The sequence below is a fragment of the Burkholderia sp. HMSC10F09 genome (genome assembly GCF_001806955.1).
GTDB lineage: Bacteria > Pseudomonadota > Gammaproteobacteria > Burkholderiales > Burkholderiaceae > Burkholderia > Burkholderia multivorans.
Genome location: NZ_KV786820.1, coordinates 12714 through 32636 on the forward strand (window position 1 = coordinate 12714; position 19923 = coordinate 32636).

The 19923-nt window shown below is 65.3% G+C and carries 15 protein-coding genes, 2 tRNA genes and 1 pseudogene; 16 read left to right on the plus strand and 2 right to left on the minus strand.

Going from position 1 to position 19923, the window contains the following annotated elements; all coding sequences use genetic code 11:
- Positions 1 to 21 precede the first annotated feature (21 nt).
- A complete protein-coding gene (gene tilS, locus HMPREF3115_RS20620) occupies positions 22 to 1428 on the plus strand; it encodes a tRNA lysidine(34) synthetase TilS (protein ID WP_070555810.1) in 1407 nt (468 codons plus the stop codon).
- Between the two features lie 116 nt (positions 1429 to 1544).
- Here tilS and HMPREF3115_RS33085 read toward each other — a convergent pair.
- Positions 1545 to 1788: pseudogene (locus tag HMPREF3115_RS33085) on the minus strand (hypothetical protein).
- Between HMPREF3115_RS33085 and HMPREF3115_RS20625 the strand changes: the two are divergent.
- The 13 genes from HMPREF3115_RS20625 to HMPREF3115_RS20685 all read left to right on the plus strand — a co-directional run bounded on the left by HMPREF3115_RS20625 (position 1771) and on the right by HMPREF3115_RS20685 (position 16851).
- Positions 1771 to 3021, plus strand: a complete 1251-nt coding sequence (locus tag HMPREF3115_RS20625; RefSeq protein WP_006408212.1) for an aspartate kinase — start codon at positions 1771 to 1773, stop codon at positions 3019 to 3021. The pseudogene HMPREF3115_RS33085 and the gene HMPREF3115_RS20625 sit on opposite strands and share 18 nt — an antisense overlap.
- 113 nt (positions 3022 to 3134) lie before the next feature.
- Positions 3135 to 3228, plus strand: a tRNA-Ser gene (locus tag HMPREF3115_RS20630).
- A gap of 632 nt (positions 3229 to 3860) precedes the next feature.
- Positions 3861 to 5390: a complex I subunit 4 family protein gene (locus HMPREF3115_RS20635; RefSeq protein WP_070555812.1), complete on the plus strand. Its 1530-nt coding sequence runs from the start codon at positions 3861 to 3863 to the stop codon at positions 5388 to 5390.
- A gap of 265 nt (positions 5391 to 5655) precedes the next feature.
- The gene (gene cyoA / locus HMPREF3115_RS20640; RefSeq protein WP_070555814.1) at positions 5656 to 6543 is read left to right on the plus strand and encodes a ubiquinol oxidase subunit II; all 888 of its coding nucleotides are present in this window, start codon (positions 5656 to 5658) and stop codon (positions 6541 to 6543) included.
- Between the two features lie 3 nt (positions 6544 to 6546).
- Positions 6547 to 8553, plus strand: a complete 2007-nt coding sequence (cyoB, locus tag HMPREF3115_RS20645) for a cytochrome o ubiquinol oxidase subunit I (RefSeq protein WP_006408938.1) — start codon at positions 6547 to 6549, stop codon at positions 8551 to 8553.
- A complete protein-coding gene (gene cyoC, locus HMPREF3115_RS20650; protein ID WP_006402938.1) occupies positions 8553 to 9161 on the plus strand; it encodes a cytochrome o ubiquinol oxidase subunit III in 609 nt (202 codons plus the stop codon). The genes cyoB and cyoC overlap by 1 nt, the downstream gene beginning before the upstream one ends.
- The gene (cyoD, locus tag HMPREF3115_RS20655) at positions 9162 to 9494 is read left to right on the plus strand and encodes a cytochrome o ubiquinol oxidase subunit IV (protein WP_006402937.1); all 333 of its coding nucleotides are present in this window, start codon (positions 9162 to 9164) and stop codon (positions 9492 to 9494) included.
- 262 nt (positions 9495 to 9756) lie between these two features.
- Positions 9757 to 10086 carry a hypothetical protein gene (locus HMPREF3115_RS20660; RefSeq protein WP_006408220.1) on the plus strand — a complete coding sequence of 110 codons (330 nt, stop codon included), beginning with the start codon at positions 9757 to 9759 and terminating at the stop codon, positions 10084 to 10086.
- A gap of 177 nt (positions 10087 to 10263) precedes the next feature.
- Positions 10264 to 12147: an extracellular solute-binding protein gene (locus HMPREF3115_RS20665; RefSeq protein WP_006408221.1), complete on the plus strand. Its 1884-nt coding sequence runs from the start codon at positions 10264 to 10266 to the stop codon at positions 12145 to 12147.
- Positions 12148 to 12213: 66 nt separating this feature from the next.
- Entirely contained in the window at positions 12214 to 13257 is a 1044-nt protein-coding gene (locus HMPREF3115_RS20670) for a microcin C ABC transporter permease YejB (protein ID WP_006409818.1), read from the plus strand.
- Positions 13258 to 13332: 75 nt separating this feature from the next.
- Positions 13333 to 14430 carry an ABC transporter permease gene (locus HMPREF3115_RS20675; RefSeq protein ID WP_006409817.1) on the plus strand — a complete coding sequence of 366 codons (1098 nt, stop codon included), beginning with the start codon at positions 13333 to 13335 and terminating at the stop codon, positions 14428 to 14430.
- The gene (locus HMPREF3115_RS20680; protein WP_070555816.1) at positions 14427 to 16049 is read left to right on the plus strand and encodes an ABC transporter ATP-binding protein; all 1623 of its coding nucleotides are present in this window, start codon (positions 14427 to 14429) and stop codon (positions 16047 to 16049) included. The genes HMPREF3115_RS20675 and HMPREF3115_RS20680 overlap by 4 nt, the downstream gene beginning before the upstream one ends.
- 127 nt (positions 16050 to 16176) lie before the next feature.
- Positions 16177 to 16851: a C40 family peptidase gene (locus tag HMPREF3115_RS20685; protein ID WP_006409815.1), complete on the plus strand. Its 675-nt coding sequence runs from the start codon at positions 16177 to 16179 to the stop codon at positions 16849 to 16851.
- Positions 16852 to 16947: 96 nt separating this feature from the next.
- On the opposite strand, the gene HMPREF3115_RS20690 is transcribed toward HMPREF3115_RS20685, so the two are convergent.
- Positions 16948 to 17874, minus strand: a complete 927-nt coding sequence (locus HMPREF3115_RS20690) for a patatin-like phospholipase family protein (RefSeq protein ID WP_070555818.1) — start codon at positions 17872 to 17874, stop codon at positions 16948 to 16950.
- 278 nt (positions 17875 to 18152) lie between these two features.
- Here HMPREF3115_RS20690 and gltX point away from each other — a divergent pair, with 278 nt between their 5' ends.
- Together gltX and HMPREF3115_RS20700 are read left to right on the plus strand one after the other, a co-directional pair.
- On the plus strand, positions 18153 to 19562 hold the full coding sequence (gltX, locus tag HMPREF3115_RS20695) for a glutamate--tRNA ligase (protein ID WP_070555820.1): 1410 nt from the start codon (positions 18153 to 18155) through the stop codon (positions 19560 to 19562).
- A 123-nt stretch (positions 19563 to 19685) separates the two neighbouring features.
- Positions 19686 to 19761: transfer RNA gene (locus HMPREF3115_RS20700), tRNA-Ala, on the plus strand.
- Positions 19762 to 19923: the final 162 nt, after the last annotated feature.

Sequence of the window (19923 nt, forward strand, 5' to 3'; positions counted from 1 at the left end):
CACGATGCGCGCATCCGCCTCGTGATCCCGCCGAACCAATACTCCGCCGACCGTGTCGTCCTCGATGCGGTCGGCGTTGCGCTTTCCGGTGTGCCGGGCGGCGCGCGGATCGCGATCGCGTATAGCGGCGGTCTCGATTCGTCGGTACTGCTGGACGCGGCCGTGCGCGTGGCCGGCGCGTCGCGCTGCGTCGCACTGCACGTCCATCACGGCCTGAGCGCGAACGCCGACGCGTGGGCTGCACATGCGCGCGAGCAGGCCGCGCGGCTCGGTGTGGCGTTCGAGGCGATGCATGTCGACGTGCCGCGCGACAGCGGCGTCGGCATCGAGGCGAGTGCGCGCGAGCGTCGCTATGCGGCGCTCGACGCGATGTGCGAACGGCACGGCGCGGCGGCGCTCTGGCTTGCGCAGCATGCGGACGATCAGGCCGAAACCGTGCTGCTGCAGCTGCTGCGCGGTGCAGGCATTGCCGGGCTCGCCGCGATGGCGCCGCGCTATCGGCCCGACGGCGCGTCCGTCGAGCGTGTGCGGCCGCTGCTGCGATTGTTGCGTGCGCAACTGGAGCGTTATGCGGCGGAGCACGCGCTGTCGTGGATCGACGACGAATCGAACGCCGATACGCGCTATGCGCGCAACGCACTGCGCATCGACGTACTGCCGGCGCTGGCCGTGCATTTCCCCGGCTTTCGCGACGCGCTCGGCCGCGCCGCACAGCATGCGGCGGCGGCGCAGCGGCTGCTCGACGATCTGGCCGAGCTGGATTTCGTGGCGGCCGCGCGCGACGACGGACGTGCGTTGTCGCGCGATGCGCTGATCGCGTTCGACGACGTGCGCGGCGCGAACCTGCTGCGCTACTGGATGCGCCGGCTCGGCTTGCCGGGCGCGTCGGCCGCGCGGCTGGCCGACATGATGCGCCAGCTGCGCGACGCGCACGATGCGCATGCGCTGCGCGTCGATCATGCGGGGCAGTGCCTGCGCCTCTATCGCGATACCGTTTACTGGGAAGCCGGCGACAGCGCGGCGCCGCGCGACGACGGCACCGGCACGCCGCACGCGGACGCGTCGCTCGCCTGGGACGGCCAGGAGATCTGGCATCTGCCCGGATGGCGCGGCACGTTCGTGTTTGCGCGCGCCGACGCCGGCAGCGACGACGCGCTGCCCGAGACGTTGCTGCGCAGCGCGCCGCTGATCGCGCGCGCACGCGCGGGCGGCGAGCGGATGCGCATGTGGCCGGACGGCCCGAGCCGGACGCTGAAGAACCTGTTTCAGGAGCGCGGCGTGCCCGCGTGGCAGCGCGACGTGCCGCTGCTGTTCGCGGGCGACCGGCTGATCTACGTGCCGCGGCTCGGCGTGAACCGCGATGGCGTGCCGCAGGGCGGCCACGCATGGCGCCGCATCGAATGGCGGCCCGACCTGCTGATCGCGTGACGGCGACCGGTCGACAACGGCGCGCCGCGCGGCGCTGTCGGCCGCACCGGTAAAGGGCGCCGGAACACGCGCGGACGCGGCCGGCGGCTTGTCAAGCGGGCGTCTATCGGGTACGCTCAGGCGTTTGCTCGGCTCGATTTTTGAGCGATTTGTGCAGGTTTTCCGCGTGACGTACCCGGTTTGCGCGGCCTGATCGGCCTTCCGGGCAAACTCCGTCACGCTTGCGTGTTGCGTCCCAGCCGTTCCCCTCGTCGTCCGTCCAGAGCCACAAGCCGCGTGACTGAACGGCAACGCGGTCTGTCCAGCGCGCCCGTGCGGTCTCTTCTCCAGTTCAGAACGACAATGGCACTCATCGTACACAAATACGGCGGCACTTCGATGGGCTCGGTCGAGCGCATCAAGAACGTCGCGAAACGCGTCGCAAAATGGCATCAGGCCGGGCACCAGATGGTGGTCGTGCCGTCTGCGATGTCCGGCGAAACCAACCGTCTGCTCGGTCTCGCGAAAGAGATTTCGAGCCAGCCGAGCCCGCGTGAGCTCGACATGATCGCGTCGACCGGCGAGCAGGTCAGCGTCGGTCTGCTGTCGATCGCGCTGCAGGAAATCGGCGTCGAAGCCGTGAGCTATGCCGGCTGGCAAGTGCCGATCAAGACCGACAGCGCGTTTACGAAGGCGCGCATCCACTCGATCGACGACGAGCGCGTGAAGGCCGATCTGAACGCCGGCAAGGTCGTGATCATCACGGGCTTCCAGGGCGTCGATCCGGACGGTCACATCACGACGCTGGGCCGCGGCGGCTCGGACACGTCGGCGGTGGCGGTCGCGGCCGCGCTCGGCGCGGAAGAGTGCCTGATCTATACGGACGTGGACGGCGTGTATACCACCGATCCGCGCGTCGTCGAAGAGGCGCGTCGCCTCGATCGCGTGACGTTCGAAGAGATGCTGGAGATGGCGAGTCTCGGCTCGAAGGTCCTGCAGATCCGCTCGGTCGAATTCGCCGGCAAATACCAGGTGAAGACGCGCGTGCTGTCGAGCCTGACCGATCCGCTGATTGCGCTCGACGAGGAAATGCGCTCGGGCACCCTGATTACTTTTGAAGAAGACGAGACCATGGAAAAGGCAGTCATTTCCGGCATCGCGTTCCAGCGCGACGAAGCACGCATTGCGGTGATGGGTGTGCCCGACAAGCCGGGCATCGCGTATCAGATTCTCGGCCCGGTCGCCGACGCGAACATCGACGTCGACATGATCATCCAGAACCAGAGCGTGCAGGGCAAGACGGACTTCACGTTCACGGTCGGCCGTGGCGACTATCAGAAGGCGATGGACATCCTCACGAACCAGGTGAAGGGCCACGTGAACGCCGAGCAGGTGCAGGGCGATCCGAAGGTGTCGAAGGTGTCGGTCGTCGGCGTCGGCATGCGTTCGCACGTCGGTGTCGCGAGCAAGATGTTCCGCACGCTGTCGGAAGAGGGCATCAACATCCAGATGATCTCGACGTCGGAAATCAAGATCTCGGTGCTGATCGACGAGAAGTACATGGAACTCGCCGTGCGCGCGCTGCACAAGGCGTTCGAGCTCGAGCAGGCGTGATGAAATTTTCGTGATGCGTTGAAGAAAATGCATCACGGAAATTGACGTGCGGTTCGAAACCCTATATTATCTCGTTCTCGTCGCACTGCCTCCCTGGTGCGAGCGAAAGTTTGGGAGACGTGGCCGAGAGGTCGAAGGCACTCCCCTGCTAAGGGAGCATCTGGGCCAAAACCTGGATCGAGGGTTCGAATCCCTCCGTCTCCGCCAGCAATGGCGGAACAAGCCCCGCAAGTTTTCGGACTTGCGGGGCTTTTCTTTTTCAGGCCGCGCAATCGGTTCGTTGTCCGCAACGATCGGGTGATCGCATGGGTTCGATTCCGATGCAACGCGCCCGGCCTTGCCTCGCGAATGATGTCCGATGCCCGATTCAACGTCCGTGTGCGCGCGTCATCGTGCCCTGCAGTGTCCGGCGCACGATGCCGGGTTGATCGAAATTTAATTGTAAGTTTCGATGTAAGCATTCGGGCGCCGCGTGACGCCATGCGATGGTCATGCCGCATCCCGCTTCCCCCGTCGCCTACACCCTGCCCAATGGACAAAAATGCGGCATCGCACCGGTTCCATTGATCTGTGTATCGCAGAAATACAAAAAATTACACATAAAAATCAGCGAGTTGCCGCGACGGCCACAGAACGCTCACTGCTGCGCTGCAAAAAATAATCAGCCGTTTTATGCTGGTTAACCCGATAGCGCTTTGAGCGGCATCAAGCTTCCGCGAGATGTCGCTTTACATTTTGCCAACACTGGCGATTCACGAAATCTACCTGTCGTTTCGGTTTCGTTTCTTTCGTCGCGCCTGTCGTCCGGCGGCGCGCGCCATCCTCAAGGCCTTGTTGACATGCATGATTTTCCCTTTCTGAGCCTGGCGATCTGGGCTCCGATCCTGTTCGGTGCGTGCCTGCTGCGCGCCGGGTCCGACCAACATCTGCAGCGGACGCGCCTCATCGCGCTGATCGGTGCGATCGCGGGGCTCGCCGCGGTAGCGCCCATCGTGGCCGGTTTCGATCCGCACGCGGCGGCGATGCAGTTCGTCGAAAACCGCAACGGCTTGTCGGCGTTCGGTGCCGGCTGGCGCACCGGTGTCGACGGCGCGTCGCTGTGGCTCGTCGTGCTGACCGCCTTCACGACGCTCGTGGTCGTCGTCGCATCGTGGCAGGCCGTCACGGTGCGCGTCGCGCAGTATTACGCGTCGTTCCAGATCCTCTCGGGGCTGATGATCGGCGTCTTCGTCGCACAGGACGGGCTGCTGTTCTTCATCTTCTTCGAGGCGACGCTGATCCCGCTGTACCTGCTGATCGGCACGTGGGGCCGCGAGCATCGCGTGTACGCGGCCGTGAAGTTCTTCTTCATCTCGTTCGCCGGATCGCTGCTGCTGCTGATGGCGATGCTGTACCTGTACGCGAAATCGCACACGTTCGACATGGCCGCGTGGCGCACGCTGCAGCTCGGTTTCGCGCCGCAGCTGCTGGTGTTCCTCGGCTTTTTCGCGGCATTCGCGGTCAAGGTGCCGATGTGGCCGGTCCATACCTGGCTGCGCGACGTCTACACCGACGGCCCGACCGGCGCGGCGCTGATGCTCGCGATGCTGAAGCTCGGCGGCTACGGTTTCCTGCGCTTCGCGCTGCCGATCACGCCCGACGCGAGCCATTTCTTCGCGCCGGCCGTGATCGCGCTGTCGCTGTTCGCGATCGTCTATGCGAGCCTGCTCGCGCTCGCGCAAACCGATTTCGGCAAGCTGCTCGCGTATTCGACGGTTGCGCACATGGGCATCGTCACGCTCGGGCTGTTCCTGTTTAACCGGATCGGCGTCGAAGGCGCGATCGTGCAGCTCGTGTCGTACGGCTTCGTCGCGGGCGCGATGCTGCTGTGCGCGAGCGTGCTCGTCGATCGCACGAAGCAGCGCGAGATGACCGCATACGGCGGCGTCGCGAGCGCGATGCCGCGCTTCGCGATGTTTGCCGTGCTGTTCGCGATGGCGAACGTCGGCCTGCCGGGCACGTCGGGCTTCGTCGGCGAATTCATGGTGATCATGGGTGCGATCCGCGTGAACTTCTGGATCGGCGCGGCCGCCGCGCTGACGCTGATCTTCAGCGCGTCGTACACGCTCTGGATGCTCAAGCGCGTCGTGTGGGGCAGGGCGCCGAGCGCGAGCATCGCGAAGCTCGTCGATCTGAGCGGCCGCGAGATCGCGATGTTCGCGTCGCTCGCGCTGATCGTGCTCGCGGTCGGCATCGATCCGAAGCCGTTCACCGATGCGATCGATCCGACCGTCGGCCGCCTGCTCGCGGATGCGAGCCGCTCGAAACTGCCGGCCGGCGACGATACGGCGCCCGCGCAGCCGGCTTACATGGCGGCCGCTCACGACTGAACGAGCCCCGCGTGCGCCGCGTACGCGCGGCGCGTGAATACCGTTGCATGCACATCGATCTCGGTCCGGCGCGACGTGCGCCGGATCGGCCTACGCACGTGCGCGATCACCCCGCGACACTTTGACTCACGGCAGATTCTGCAATGATGATTTGCCGCCGCCATCGGTTTTTCATCGTGCTCGCGCGACGTATGATGCGGCCACTTTCGTGGATCGAATGCGCATCGGGCAGACGCAACGATTCCAATGACTCTCGGGCGGTGTGATGAAAAGAAGAGCTTCAAGAGGCTGGGCAACGCTGATGTCGATCGGCGCGGTACTCAGCCTGTCAGGATGTAATTTAGACGTACTGAATCCGAAAGGAAGTGTGGGGGCGGCGGAAAAGTCGCTGATCGCGACGTCGACGTGGGCGATGCTGATCGTCGTCGTGCCGGTGATCCTGCTGACGCTGTGGTTTGCGTGGCGGTATCGCGCATCGAATCGCAACGCGACGTATGCGCCCGATTGGTCGCATTCGACTGCGATCGAAGTCGTGATCTGGACGGTCCCGACGCTGATCATCCTGTTCCTCGGCGTGCTCACGTGGAAGACCACGCACGAGCTCGATCCGTACAAGCCGCTCGAGTCGTCGGTGAAGCCGATCGACGTCGAGGTCGTCGCGCTCGACTGGAAATGGCTGTTCATCTATCCGGAGCTCGGCATCGCGTCGGTGAACCAGCTGGCGATTCCGGTCGGCACGCCGGTGAACTTCCGCATCACGTCCGATTCGGTGATGAACTCGTTCTTCATTCCGCAGCTGGGCGGCCAGGTGTACGCGATGGCGGGCATGCAAACGCGCCTGCACCTGATCGCCGACGAGCCGGGCAATTATGCCGGCACGTCCGCAAACTTCAGCGGCCGCGGCTTCTCGGACATGAAGTTCCGCACGCTCGCGGAGCCGCGCGAACAGTTCGACGCGTGGGTGCAGAAGGTGAAGGCCTCGCCGGACCGGCTCGATGCGACGGTGTACGGCCAGGTCGCGCAGCGGAGCGAGAAAGCGCCGGTGCGCTACTTCTCGTCCGTCGATCCGCGGCTCTTCCACAACATCATCGCGAAATACAACGACGGCCACGTCCTCGATCTGAAGGACGCCGCCTGCGGCACGAAGGGGTAACGCATGTTCGGCAAACTCACACTCTCGGCGATCCCGTTCGATCAGCCCATCATCATGGGGGCCGGCGCCTTCATGGGGCTGGTCGTGCTGGGCATTCTCGCCGCACTGACGATCACCGGCCGCTGGAAATGGCTGTGGACCGAATGGCTGACGACGGTCGACCACAAGAAGCTCGGCGTGATGTACATCATCGTCGCGCTGATCATGCTGCTGCGCGGCTTCGCGGACGCGATCATGATGCGCATGCAGCTCGCGCTCGCGTACAACGCGCCCGGCTATCTGCCGCCGCATCACTACGATCAGATCTTCACGGCGCACGGCGTGATCATGATCTTCTTCATGGCGATGGTGTTCATGGTCGGCCTGATGAATCTGATCGTGCCGCTGCAGATCGGCGCGCGCGACGTCGCGTTCCCGTTCATCAACTCGCTGAGCTTCTGGATGACGGCCGTCAGCGCGATCCTGATCAACATCTCGCTCGTGATCGGCGAATTCGCGCAGACGGGCTGGCTCGCGTATCCGCCGCTGTCCGAGCTGCAGTTCAGTCCGGGGGTAGGGGTCGACTACTATCTGTGGGCGCTGCAAATCTCCGGCGTCGGCACGCTGCTGACCGGCGTGAACTTCTTCGTGACGATCATCAAGATGCGCGCGCCCGGCATGACGCTGATGAAGATGCCGGTGTTCACGTGGACGGCGCTCTGCACGAACGTGCTGATCATGGCGTCGTTCCCGATCCTGACGGCCACGCTCGCGCTGCTCGGTCTCGACCGCTACCTCGGCATGCACTTCTTCACGAACGAAGCGGGCGGCAACGCGATGCTGTACCTGAACCTGATCTGGGCGTGGGGGCATCCGGAGGTATACATCCTGATCCTGCCGGCGTTCGGCATCTTCTCGGAAGTCATCGCGACGTTCTCGAAGAAGCCGCTGTTCGGCTACAAGACGATGGTCTACGCGACCTGCGCGATCATGGTGCTGTCGTTCCTCGTCTGGCTGCACCACTTCTTCACGATGGGCTCGGGCGCGAACGTGAACGCGTTCTTCGGGATCATGACGATGATCATCGCGATTCCGACCGGCGTGAAGGTGTTCAACTGGCTGTTTACGATGTACCGCGGCCGGATCCGCTTCACGACGCCCGTGCTGTGGACGATCGGCTTCATGGTCACGTTCACGCTCGGCGGGATGACGGGCGTGATGATGGCGATTCCGGGCGCGGACTTCGTGCTGCACAACAGCCTGTTCCTGATCGCGCACTTCCATAACGTGATCATCGGCGGCGTGCTGTTCGGCTATCTCGCGGGCTTCAACTACTGGTTCCCGAAGGCGTTCGGCTTCAAGCTGAACGAGACGCTCGGCAAGGCCGCGTTCTGGTTCTGGCAGGTCGGCTTCTACGTCGCGTTCGTGCCGCTCTACGTGCTCGGCTTCATGGGCATGACGCGCCGGCTGAATCACTACGACAACCCGGCATGGCATCCGTGGCTGCTCGTCGCCGCGTTCGGCGCCGTGCTGATCGCGATCGGCATCGCGTGCCAGCTGCTGCAGCTCGTCGTCAGCATCCGCAACCGCAACTTGCCGGCATACCGCGACACGACCGGCGATCCGTGGGGCGGCCGCACGCTCGAATGGGCCACGACGTCGCCGCCGGCCGAGTACAACTTCGCGGTGATTCCGCAGGTGCGCGCGCTCGACGCCTATGCGGACATGAAGGCGCGCGGCGACACCCGCGCGAACCCGGCCGCGATCCGCGATATCCACATGCCGTCGAACACCTGCGCGGGTCTCGTGATCGGCGTATTCAGCCTCGTGCTCGGTTTCGCGCTCGTGTGGCACATCTGGTGGCTCGCGATCGCCGGGCTCGTCGGCATCGTCGCGACGCTCGTGATCTATAGCTCGCGCGACAACGACGGGTACTACATCCCGGCGTCGACCGTGCGCAAGACCGAAGACAAGCAATCGTCGAAGCGCGCGATCGCCCGCGTCGACGACGTCGAACTGGAGGCCAACTGATGTTGCAGAAAACCTTGAGCGCCACGCTGCTCGAGCACGACGACCATCCGCCGTCGCATTCGGTGTTCGGCTTCTGGCTGTATCTGATGACCGACTGCGTAATCTTCGCGGCGCTGTTCGCGACGTTCGCGGTGCTGGGCAACCAGTATGCGGGCGGGCCGACCGCGAAGGACCTGTTCGACATTCCGGGCGTCGCGATCGAAACGGCCGCGCTGCTGCTCTCGAGCATCACGTACGGCTTCGCGATGCTCGCCGCCTACAAGCAGCGCCGCGGCGCGCTGCTCGGCTGGCTCGCGGTGACGTTCGTGCTCGGCGCGGCGTTTCTCGCGATGGAACTGCGCGAGTTCTCGCACCTGATCGCGGAAGGGGCCGGCCCGCAGCGCAGCGCGTTCCTGTCCGCGTTCTTCACGCTGGTCGGCACGCACGGGCTGCACGTGACGGCCGGCCTGCTGTGGATGATCGTGCTGGCCGGGCAGATCGTCGCGCGCGGCGGCGACCTGACCGATCGCGATCTGCGGCGCCTGACGTGCCTGAGCCTTTTCTGGCACTTCCTCGATATCGTGTGGATCTGCGTGTTTACCTTTGTCTATCTTGCGAGCGTGATCTAAATGGCCCATTCGCATTCGTCTCAACTCGAAGAAGGGCACGGCAGCGTCGGCAGCTATGTTGCCGGCTTCATCCTGTCGGTGCTACTGACGGCCGCGTCGTTCGGCCTCGTGATGGGCGGCGTGCTGTCGCCGCATGCGTCGCTCGTCGCGCTTGCCGTGCTCGCGTTCGTGCAGATCGTCGTGCACCTCGTGTATTTCCTGCACATGAACGGCTCGTCGGGCCAGCGCTGGAACGTGATGGCGTTCAGTTACACGGTGCTGACCGCGGCGATCCTGATCGTCGGCACGCTGTGGGTGATGCACAACGTCAGCATGAACATGATGTCGCGCTGAGCGTCAGCGCGACGCGCAGCTCGACCGCGCAACGAGAGGGCGGCACATAGGTGCCGCCTTTTTTTCGTCCGGCATGCGGACGCGCGCCCGCAGTATGATTGCGCGCGGCCACGCGCGGCCGCGGCTGCGTCGATTGTTACAAGACGTTAGCGAGCGTTCGGTGTTGCGATTCCGCGCATCAGTTCTTACAAACTTGAAATATGCGTGGCCGGTGCTTCCCGTTATAGTCGAATCACACATGAAACAACCAGAAGAGGAACCCATGAAGACCTTGCGTGTTGCGTCGCTGCTGACCGGTATGACGGCCCTGCTGGTGTCGGGCGCAGCAATGGCGGGTGTCAATGTCGGGATCAACGTCGGCGTGCCGGCACCGGTCTACGTCGCGCCCGCGCCCGTGTATGCGCCGCCGCCTCCGCCGCCGGTCGTCTATCAGCCGGCGCCCGTGTATGCACCGCCGCCGGCGATCGTGATCGGCTGGCATGGCGATCGTTACTGGGACGGCCATCGCTACTGGCGTCGCGAGGAGTGGTACCGCCATCACGGCCGCGGCTGGGGCGATCACGATCGCGGCCGCCACAACGGCTGGCGATGATCGCCGTCCGCCGTCGCGCACGTCGCGTCGCATCCCGGAAAACCGCCCTCGTGGCGGTTTTTCTTTTGGGTGCGCCGCGTGCGCAACGGCCGGGCAGCGGCCCGCGGTGGCTTCATCGGCGATCGAATGGGTAGAATCGTCCCTCGTTACTTCCGTCAATCGAACGACAGGGCTTCTATGACGATGGGTTCGCGATGGACCGCCGCCACGCGCGTGCGCGGCCGCGCCGCACAGGCACTGCGCACGGCCGGCGCCGCCGCCGCGGCGTTCGCGTTGCACGCGGCGCTTGCGGCGACGGCCGCGCATGCCGCATACGCGATCGCGCAGTACGGCGAGCCGAAATATCCGCCGGGGTTCCGGCATTTCGACTACGTGAATCCGAATGCGCCGAAGGGCGGCACGCTCGTGCTCGCGAACCCGAACCGGCTCACGTCGTTCGACAAGTTCAATCCGTATACGCTGCGTGGCAACGTCGCGCCCGGCATCGACCTGCTGTTCGAAAGCCTCGCCACGGGCAGCCTCGACGAACCGGCGTCCGCGTACGGACTGCTCGCCGACGACATCGCGGTCGCGCCCGACCGCCGCTCGGTCACGTTCCACCTGAATCCACGCGCGCGCTTTTCGAACGGCGATCCGGTGACGGCCGACGACGTCAAGTACTCGTTCGATACGCTGAAGAGCAAGCAGGCGGCGCCGCAGTTTGCCGCGTACTTCGCCGAAATTTCACGCGCGGTCGTCGTCGATCCTGCGACGGTGCGCTTCGAGTTCCGCAGCGCCAATCGCGAACTGCCGCTGATCGCGGGCGGCGTGCCGATCTTCTCGCACAAATGGGGGCTGCGCGCGGACGGCTCGCGCATCCCGTTCGATCAGCTCGCGTTCGAGCAGCCGATCGGCAGCGGGCCGTACCTGATCGATCATTACGACAACGGCCGCACGATCACGTACCGGCGCAATCCCGCGTACTGGGGCGCCGACCTGCCGGTGCGCGTCGGCACGAACAACTTCGACCGGATCGTCTACAAGCTCTACGGCGACGGCATCGCGCGGCTCGAGGCGTTCAAGGCCGGCGAGTACGACGTGCTCGTCGAGTACATCGCGCGCAACTGGGTGCGGCGCGACGTCGGCAAGCGCTTCGACAGCGGCGAACTGGTGAAGCGCGAATTCCGCCAGCATAACGGCGCCGGCATGCAGGGCTTCTTCATGAATCTGCGGCGTCCGCTGTTTCGCGACGTGCGCGTGCGCAAGGCGCTCGACCTCGCCTTCGATTTCGAATGGCTGAATCGCCAGCTGTTCTTCGGCGGCTATACGCGTCTGGATAGCTACTTCGCCGATACCGACCTGCAGGCGACCGGCACACCGGGCGAAGGCGAGCTGAAGCTGCTCGAACCGCTGCGCGCGCAACTGGATCCCGCCGTGTTCGGCCCGATGGTGACGCAACCGAGCACGAATCCGCCCGGTTCGCTGCGTGCGAACCTGCTGAAAGCACGCGCGCTGCTGGCCGAGGCCGGCTGGACCTACCGCGACGGCGCGCTGCGCAACGCGAACGGCGATCCGTTTACGTTCGAGATCCTCGACGATGCGGGGTCCGCGTTCGCGCCGGTCGTGACCGCGTATCAGCGCAATCTCGCGAAGCTCGGCATCGACGTGCGCTTTCGCACGGCCGATTTCGCGCTGCTGCAAAAGCGTCTCGACGCATTCGACTACGACATGACGACGGTCCGCTATCCGGGCGTGCAGGTGCCGGGCACCGAGCAGCTCGCGCGCTTCGGCAGCCAGTTCGCGGACACGCCGGGCTCGGACAACCTCATCGGCCTGAAGTCGCCGGCCGTCGACACGCTGCTGCGCGCGCTGACGGCCGCGCAGACGCGCGAGCAGCTGCTCGACGCGACGCACGCGCTCGATCGCGTGCTGATGCACGGCTACTACGCGATTCCGCAGTGGTACAGCACGACGCATCGGATTGCCTACAAGCGCACGCTTGCGTATCCGCAGACGCTGCCGCTGTACTATTCGGCGGAGAGCTGGGTCGTATCGACGTGGTGGGCGAAGCCCGATCATTGAAGCCGCGCCCGCGGCCCGTCGTTCAACCGAACTTTCATCCAAGCCTATCGATCGCGAGTCGACGCCATGTGGAGCTACATCCTCAAACGCCTGCTGCTCATGATTCCGACGCTCGTCGGCGTGCTGACGCTCACGTTCGTCGTGATCCAGTTCGTGCCGGGCGGCCCCGTCGAGCAGGCGGTGCAGGAACTGCGCAAGGGCGCGACGGAGCAGGGCGCGACGCCGTTCGGCATGCGCGCGCATACGGGCGTCGATCCGCAGCAGATCGCACAGCTGAAGGCGCTGTACGGCTTCGACAAGCCGCCGCTCGAACGCTACTGGCTGATGCTCGAGCGCTTCGCGCGCTTCGATCTCGGCGACAGCTATTTTCGCCATCAGAGCGTGTGGTCGCTGATCGTCCAGAAGCTGCCGGTGTCGATCAGCATCGGCCTGTGGACGTTCTTTCTGACGTACCTGATCTCGGTGCCGCTCGGCATCGCGAAGGCCGTGCGCAACGGTTCGCCGTTCGACGTCGCGACGAGCCTCGTCGTGCTCGTCGGCTACGCGATTCCGGGGTTCGTACTCGGCGTGCTGCTGCTCGTCCTGTTCGGCGGCGGCTCGTTCTGGCAACTGTTCCCGCTGCGCGGCCTCACGTCCGACAACTTCGCGCAGCTATCGGTCGCCGGCAAGGTGCTCGATTATTTGTGGCACATCGCGCTGCCGATCACCGCGTCGGTCGTCGGCAGCTTCGCGGTCGTGACGATGCTGACGAAGAACGCGTTCCTCGACGAAATCCGCCGCCAGTACGTGCTGACCGCGCGGGCGAAAGGGCTCGGCGAGCGTACGGTGCTCTGGAAGCACGTATTCCGCAACGCGATGCTGCCGCTGATCGTCGGCTTTCCGGCCGCGTTCATCGGCGCCTTCTTTACCGGCAGCCTGCTGATCGAGACGCTGTTCTCGCTCGACGGCCTCGGCCTGCTGTCGTACGAGTCGGTCGTGCGCCGCGACTATCCGGTCGTGCTCGGCACGCTGTATCTGTTTACGCTGATCGGGCTCGCGACCAAGCTGATTTCGGACCTCTGCTACGTGTGGGTCGATCCGCGCATTCAATTCGAAAACCTGGAGCGCTGACTTGAAACCGTCCGTCCGCCTGCCGCGCCGCGGCCCGTTCGTCAGTCCGTGCGCCGCGTCGCGACGAGGTGCGCGATGAGCCGCGTCGCTGCGCCGTCCCGCGTCGAGGCCGCGCGGGCGCACGTGTCGCCGTCGCCCGCACGCCGCGTGTGGCAGCGTTTCCGGCAGCAGAAGCTCGGCTACTGGAGTTTCGTGATCTTCGTCGTCGCGTTCGCGGCCAGCATCGCCGCGCCGCTGTGGTCGAACGACAAGCCGCTCGTCGTCCGCTACGACGGTCATTACTATTTCCCGCTGTTCCACGCGTATCCGGAGACGACGTTCGGCGGCGATTTCCCGACGCCGGCCGACTATCTCGATCCGTACGTGCGCAAGCGGCTCGAGGCACCCGGCAACTTCGTCGTCTATCCGCCGAACCGCTATTACTACGACACGCTGAACTACTTCTCGAAGGAGCCGAATCCGGCGCCGCCGTCGCGCGAGAACTGGCTCGGCACCGACGCGCAGGGCCGCGACCTGTTCGCGCGGCTCGTGTACGGATTCCGCGTGTCGGTCGAGTTCGGGCTGATCCTGACCGCGATCGGCACGCTGCTCGGGATCGCCGCCGGCGCGGTGCAGGGCTTTTTCGGCGGCCGCATCGACATCGTCGGACAGCGGCTGATCGAGATCTGGAGCTCGCTGCCCGAGCTGTATCTGCTGATCATCTTCGCGTCGATCTTCGAGCCGAGCTTCCTGCTGCTGATCGTGCTGCTGTCGCTGTTCGGCTGGATCGGGCTCGCCGACTACGTGCGCGCCGAATTCCTGCGCAACCGCACGCAGGACTACGTGCGCGCGGCGCGCGCGATGGGGCTGACGAACTGGCAGATCATCTGGCGCCACGTGCTGCCGAACAGCCTGACGCCCGTGATCACGTTCCTGCCGTTCCGCATGAGCGGCGCGATTCTCGCGCTCACGAGCCTCGACTTCCTCGGGCTCGGCGTTCCGCCGCCGACGCCGAGCCTCGGCGAACTGCTCGCGCAGGGCAAGGGCAATCTCGATGCGTGGTGGATCTCGTTGTCGACGTTCGGCGTGCTGGTCGCGACGCTGCTGCTGCTGACCTTCATGGGCGACGCGCTGCGCAACGCGCTCGACACGCGCATCGCCGATTCGATGCGTGCGGCGGGAGGGCAGCGATGAACGGCGCGACCGTATCGACGCACGACGAGCCGTTGCTGGCGCTCGAGCATCTGAACGTGCGCTTCGGCGACACGGTCGCCGTCGACGACGTGACGTTCGCGATCGGCCGCGGCGAGCGCGTCGCGCTCGTCGGCGAATCGGGTTCGGGCAAGAGCGTGACGGCGCTGTCGATCCTGCGCCTGCTGCGCGACGCCGACGTGGGCGGCACGATCCGCTTCGCGGGGCAGGACCTCGGCGCGAAGAGCGAGCGCGAGATGCGCGCGCTGCGCGGCGCCGACATCGCGATGATCTTCCAGGAACCGATGACGGCGCTGAATCCGCTGTACACGATCGGCGCGCAGATCGCGGAGACGATCGTGCTGCACGACGGCGTGAGCGCCGCGGAGGCGCGCAAGCGCGCCATCGCGCTGCTCGCGCGCACCGGCATCGCGGAACCCGATCGGCGTGTCGACAGCTATGCGCACCAGTTGTCGGGCGGGCAGCGTCAGCGCGCGATGATCGCGATGGCGCTCGCCTGCCGGCCGCGTCTGCTGCTCGCCGACGAGCCGACCACCGCGCTCGACGTGACGATCCGCGCGCAGATCGTCGATCTGCTGCTGGAACTGCAGCGCGAAGAAGCGGAAAAGCGCGGGATGGCGATCCTGCTGATCACGCACGACCTGAACCTCGTACGGCGTTTCGCTGAACGCGTGGCGGTGATGGAGCGTGGCCGGCTCGTCGAGAGCGGGCCCGTCGAGCGGATCTTCGCCGAGCCCCAGCATCCGTATACGCAGCGACTGCTGAACAGCCGGCCGCAGCGCGCGGTCGCGCCGGTGATGCCGATCGCGCCGGTGCTGCTCGACGCGCGTCACGTCAGCGTGCAGTTCGCGCGCAAGCGGCCCGGCCTCGCGGGCTGGTTCGGCACGACGCCGGTGACGGCGGTGTCCGACGTGTCGGTGTCGGTGCGGCAGGGCGAGACGCTCGGCATCGTCGGCGAATCGGGCTCCGGCAAATCGACGCTTGCGATGGCGCTGCTCGGGCTGCAGAAGACCGTACACGGCGACATCGAATTCCAGGGCCGCGCGCTGTCGACGTATCGCGGCCGCGAGCAGACCGCGCTGCGCGCGAACATGCAGGTCGTCTTTCAGGACCCCTTCAGCTCGCTGTCGCCGCGTCACACGATCGAGCGGATCGTCGGCGAGGGGCTCGAACTGCATCGGCCCGACCTGACGCCCGACGCGCGCCGCGCGAAATCGGTCGCGGTGCTGCGCGAGGTCGGGCTCGACCGCACCGTGCTGCATCGTTATCCGCATGAATTCTCCGGCGGCCAGCGCCAGCGGATCGCGATCGCGCGCGCGCTCGTGCTCGAGCCGCGCGTGCTGATCCTCGACGAACCGACGTCCGCGCTCGACGTTTCGATCCAGCAGCAAGTGTTGAAGCTGCTCGCGAATCTTCAGCAGAAATACAACCTCGGCTATGTCTTCATCAGCCACGACCTGGAGGTGATCGGTGCGATGGCGCACCGTGTCGCGGTGATGCAGGGCGGGATGATCGTGGAGTCGGGCGACGTCGAGCAGATCTTCGCGAGGCCGTCACATCCTTACACACAAAAACTGTTGAAAGCGGTCTGGAAAGCGTGATAGGGCTCAATGGTCAGACTATCTCGATTGAATTTTTTAATTTGTTTTGACAAACGATTACGCGCTGGCTAGTATCGACCGAAATTTTCCGCCAATCAGCTGATTTTTAAGCAAATTCCATCGACCAATGCAGCATCGATCCCTGACCCAGGCATGCGCGCGCACCCTCGCCGGGCTGTTCATCGGCGCCCTGTTCGCAGCAGCTCCCGGCGCTTTCGCCGACGAAGTCAGCAGTTTTAACCAAAATGTCACGAATTCGACGCAGATCGGGTCGGGTTCCTCCCTCCAGCAGCCCAATGCCCAGCCGTCGAGCGGCGGCGCGAAGTCGTTCCTGTCGGGCATGGCGGGCAAGGCGGGCGACGTCGTCGTCAGCGCGCTCAACATGATCGGCGTGCGCTACCGCTGGGGCGGCAACTCGCCGGATTCGGGCCTCGATTGCAGCGGCTTCGTGCGCTACGTGTTCCAGGACACGCTCGGCATGTCGCTGCCGCGTCGCGCCGAAGAGATGAGCCGAGTCGGCGAAAAGGTAAGCATGAGTAACCTGAAGCCGGGCGACCTCGTGTTCTTCAACACGATGCGCCGCACGTTCTCGCACGTCGGCATCTATATCGGCGACAACAAGTTCGTGCACTCGCCGTCGACGGGCAGCACCGTGCGTGTCGACGATCTCGACAGCAGCTACTGGGAAAAGCGTTTCACCGGCGCGCGCCGGATCGAGACGCAGTTTCCGATGAAGGCCGACGATCTGCGCCAGCGTGTGCGCGCAACGATCGGCAACGACGCGGACAACGCGAACAACTGACGCGCTTTCGTCCGGGTCGGACGGAATCGAACAAGCCCCTGTCGCCGGAAGGCGGCAGGGGCTTTTGTGTGTGCGGCGCGACGGCGGCGCCGTACGTTACGCGACGGGAACGCCGCGCGCCGCGGCGAGCTTGCGCTGCAGTTCCGGCATGATCCGCGCGACCGCTTCCTCGCCCGCGAGGATCGCCGCGTTGCGCTGGTTGAAGTCGCTGCCGCCCATCGCGGCGAGATTCGGCCGGATCACGACGTCCGCGTACTTGTCGAGTTCGTAGGTCTTGATCGTCTGGCCCATGATCGTGAACGTCTGCAGCAGCATCTCGATCGGGTTGTTCGTCGCCGCGCCGTCGGGGCGCGCCGAGATGTCGACCGCGATCACGAAGTTCGCGCCCATGCGGCGCGCGAACGACGCAGGCACCGGGCTGACGAGCCCGCCGTCGACGTATTCGCGGTTGCCGATCTTCACCGGCTCGAACACGGACGGCACGCTGCACGACGCGCGCACCGCGAGCCCCGTATTGCCCTGCTGGAACAGGATCGGCTGGCCGCTCTGCAGATCGGTGGCGACGATGCCGAGCGGCTTCGGCATTTTCTCGATCGGCCGATTGTTGAGCGCCTTGTTCAGGAAGTTCTGCAGCGCGACGCCCTGCAGCAGCCCGCGCGAGCGAAACGGCAGCGCCCAGTCGCTGATCGACGCCTGATCCATGTCGAGTGCGATCTTGTTGATCTGCAAGCCGTTCATCCCCGACGCATACAGCGCGCCGACCACCGAGCCCGCGCTCGTGCCGGCGACGAGGTCGATCGCGATGCCGCGCGCCTCGAGCGCCTTCAGCACGCCGATATGCGAAAAGCCGCGCGCGGCGCCGCCGCCGAGCGCGATGCCGATCTTGACCGGCTTTTCGTGCGGCTGCGTCGCACTCGATGCGCTGTCGGAGCGCGATTTGCCGCCGAACGAAGTGCAGGCGGCGAGGCTGGCGGACGCGCACGCGATCGTGAACTGGCGGCGCGACAGGCGAGGGGACGACATCGAAGATTCTCCGGCGGCTGGGCGGCGGGCCGTCGGGCCCGCGCGGCGATAGGTTCGCGAGCGGCGGCGCGGCAAGGTTCGCGCGACCGGCGCGGCGCCGGCAGGCGGCCGCGGCGCGCACATCATAAAGCAAGCGGCGCGCTTGGCGCGATGGGCGGCGCGAGTATAATTCCGGCTTCTTTCCCGTTCCGGGCGTCGCCGGCACGCAGCCGCTCGCATGGCCGCCGCCGATCCCGCGTCGAATCATTCATGCGCCCCAGGCGTTCGAGTTACCGTTTATGACCCGTCCTGTCCGTACCCGCTTCGCGCCGAGTCCCACCGGCTTCATCCACCTCGGCAACATCCGCTCCGCGCTTTATCCGTGGGCGTTCGCGCGCAAGATGAAAGGCACGTTCGTGCTGCGTATCGAGGATACCGACGTCGAACGCTCGTCGAAGGAGGCCGTCGACGCGATCCTCGAAGGGATGGAATGGCTCGGTCTCGATTTCGACGAAGGCCCGATCTACCAGATGCAGCGGATGGACCGCTATCGCGAGGTGCTCGCGCAGATGCTGGAGAAGGGGCTTGCCTACCCGTGCTACATGTCGGCCGAAGAACTCGACGCGCTGCGCGAACGCCAGCGCGCGGCCGGCCTGAAGCCGCGCTATGACGGCACGTGGCGTCCGGAGCCCGGCAAGGTGCTGCCGGAGCCGCCGCCGGGCGTGAAGCCGGTGCTGCGTTTCCGCAATCCGCTGACGGGCACCGTCGTGTGGGACGACGCGGTGAAGGGGCGCGTCGAGATCTCGAACGAGGAACTCGACGATCTCGTGATCGCGCGTCCTGACGGCACGCCGATCTACAACTTCTGCGTGGTCGTCGACGACATGGATATGGGCATCACGCACGTGATCCGCGGCGACGATCACGTGAACAACACGCCGCGCCAAATCAACATCCTGCGCGCGCTCGGCGGCGAGCCGCCCGTGTATGCGCACCTGCCGACCGTGCTGAACGAGCAGGGCGAGAAGATGAGCAAGCGTCACGGCGCGATGAGCGTGATGGCGTATCGCGACGCCGGTTATCTGCCGGAAGCGGTCGTCAACTATCTCGCGCGTCTGGGCTGGTCGCACGGCGATGCGGAAATCTTCTCGCGTGAGCAGTTCGTCGAATGGTTCGATCTCGAGCATCTCGGCAAGTCGCCCGCGCAGTACGACCACAACAAGCTGAACTGGCTGAACGCGCACTACATCAAGGAAGCCGACAACGCGCGCCTGGCCGCGCTCGCGAAACCGTTCCTCGCGGCGCTGGCGATCGACGACGCGGCGCTCGCGGCCGGCCCGGCGCTCGAGGCCGTGATCGCGCTGATGAAGGATCGCGCGACGACGGTCAAGGAAATCGCGGAAGGCGCGGCGATGTTCTACCGCGTGCCGGCGCCGGACGCCGATGCGCTCGCACAGCACCTGACCGACGCCGTGCGGCCGGCGCTTGCCGATCTCGCCGCCGCGCTGAAGGCGGCCAACTGGACGAAGGATGCGATCTCGGCCGCGCTGAAGGCGACGCTTGCCGCGCACAAGCTGAAGATGCCGCAGCTCGCGATGCCGGTGCGCCTGCTCGTGGCGGGCACCACGCATACGCCGTCGATCGACGCGGTGCTCGCGCTGTTCGATCGCGACGTCGTCGTGTCGCGCATCGAGGCGGCGCTCGCGTAAGTGCGCGTCGACGCGAGGCCGCGCGTCGACGATGACGTGGCTTCGCAAAAAAATTCGCCCGATTCGCAAAAAGCTATTTACAACTGCAAAGTAGGTCCATATAATCTCATTTCTGTTCTGCAAGGGGGTATAGCTCAGCTGGGAGAGCGCTTGCATGGCATGCAAGAGGTCAGCGGTTCGATCCCGCTTACCTCCACCAACAGAACAAACGAATCGTTTCGCGAAGTCATGTAGTAATAAATGCTTCACAAAACGATTTAAAGCAGTTAAAATTTCCGGCTTCGCTGTTATCGAGTAGTTGATAGCGAAACCAGACAAATCTGAAAAGATTTTGTCCCCTTCGTCTAGAGGCCTAGGACAT

Coding starts and splice junctions, on each gene's coding strand:
- HMPREF3115_RS20625 (WP_006408212.1), top strand. CDS start 1,771: ATGGCACTCATCGTACACAAATACGGCGGCACTTCGATGGGCTCGGTC.
- HMPREF3115_RS20635 (WP_070555812.1), top strand. CDS start 3,861: ATGCATGATTTTCCCTTTCTGAGCCTGGCGATCTGGGCTCCGATCCTG.
- cyoA (WP_070555814.1), top strand. CDS start 5,656: ATGAAAAGAAGAGCTTCAAGAGGCTGGGCAACGCTGATGTCGATCGGC.
- cyoB (WP_006408938.1), top strand. CDS start 6,547: ATGTTCGGCAAACTCACACTCTCGGCGATCCCGTTCGATCAGCCCATC.
- cyoC (WP_006402938.1), top strand. CDS start 8,553: ATGTTGCAGAAAACCTTGAGCGCCACGCTGCTCGAGCACGACGACCAT.
- cyoD (WP_006402937.1), top strand. CDS start 9,162: ATGGCCCATTCGCATTCGTCTCAACTCGAAGAAGGGCACGGCAGCGTC.
- HMPREF3115_RS20660 (WP_006408220.1), top strand. CDS start 9,757: ATGAAGACCTTGCGTGTTGCGTCGCTGCTGACCGGTATGACGGCCCTG.
- HMPREF3115_RS20665 (WP_006408221.1), top strand. CDS start 10,264: ATGACGATGGGTTCGCGATGGACCGCCGCCACGCGCGTGCGCGGCCGC.
- HMPREF3115_RS20670 (WP_006409818.1), top strand. CDS start 12,214: ATGTGGAGCTACATCCTCAAACGCCTGCTGCTCATGATTCCGACGCTC.
- HMPREF3115_RS20675 (WP_006409817.1), top strand. CDS start 13,333: ATGAGCCGCGTCGCTGCGCCGTCCCGCGTCGAGGCCGCGCGGGCGCAC.
- HMPREF3115_RS20680 (WP_070555816.1), top strand. CDS start 14,427: ATGAACGGCGCGACCGTATCGACGCACGACGAGCCGTTGCTGGCGCTC.
- HMPREF3115_RS20685 (WP_006409815.1), top strand. CDS start 16,177: ATGCAGCATCGATCCCTGACCCAGGCATGCGCGCGCACCCTCGCCGGG.
- HMPREF3115_RS20690 (WP_070555818.1), bottom strand. CDS start 17,874: ATGTCGTCCCCTCGCCTGTCGCGCCGCCAGTTCACGATCGCGTGCGCG.
- gltX (WP_070555820.1), top strand. CDS start 18,153: ATGACCCGTCCTGTCCGTACCCGCTTCGCGCCGAGTCCCACCGGCTTC.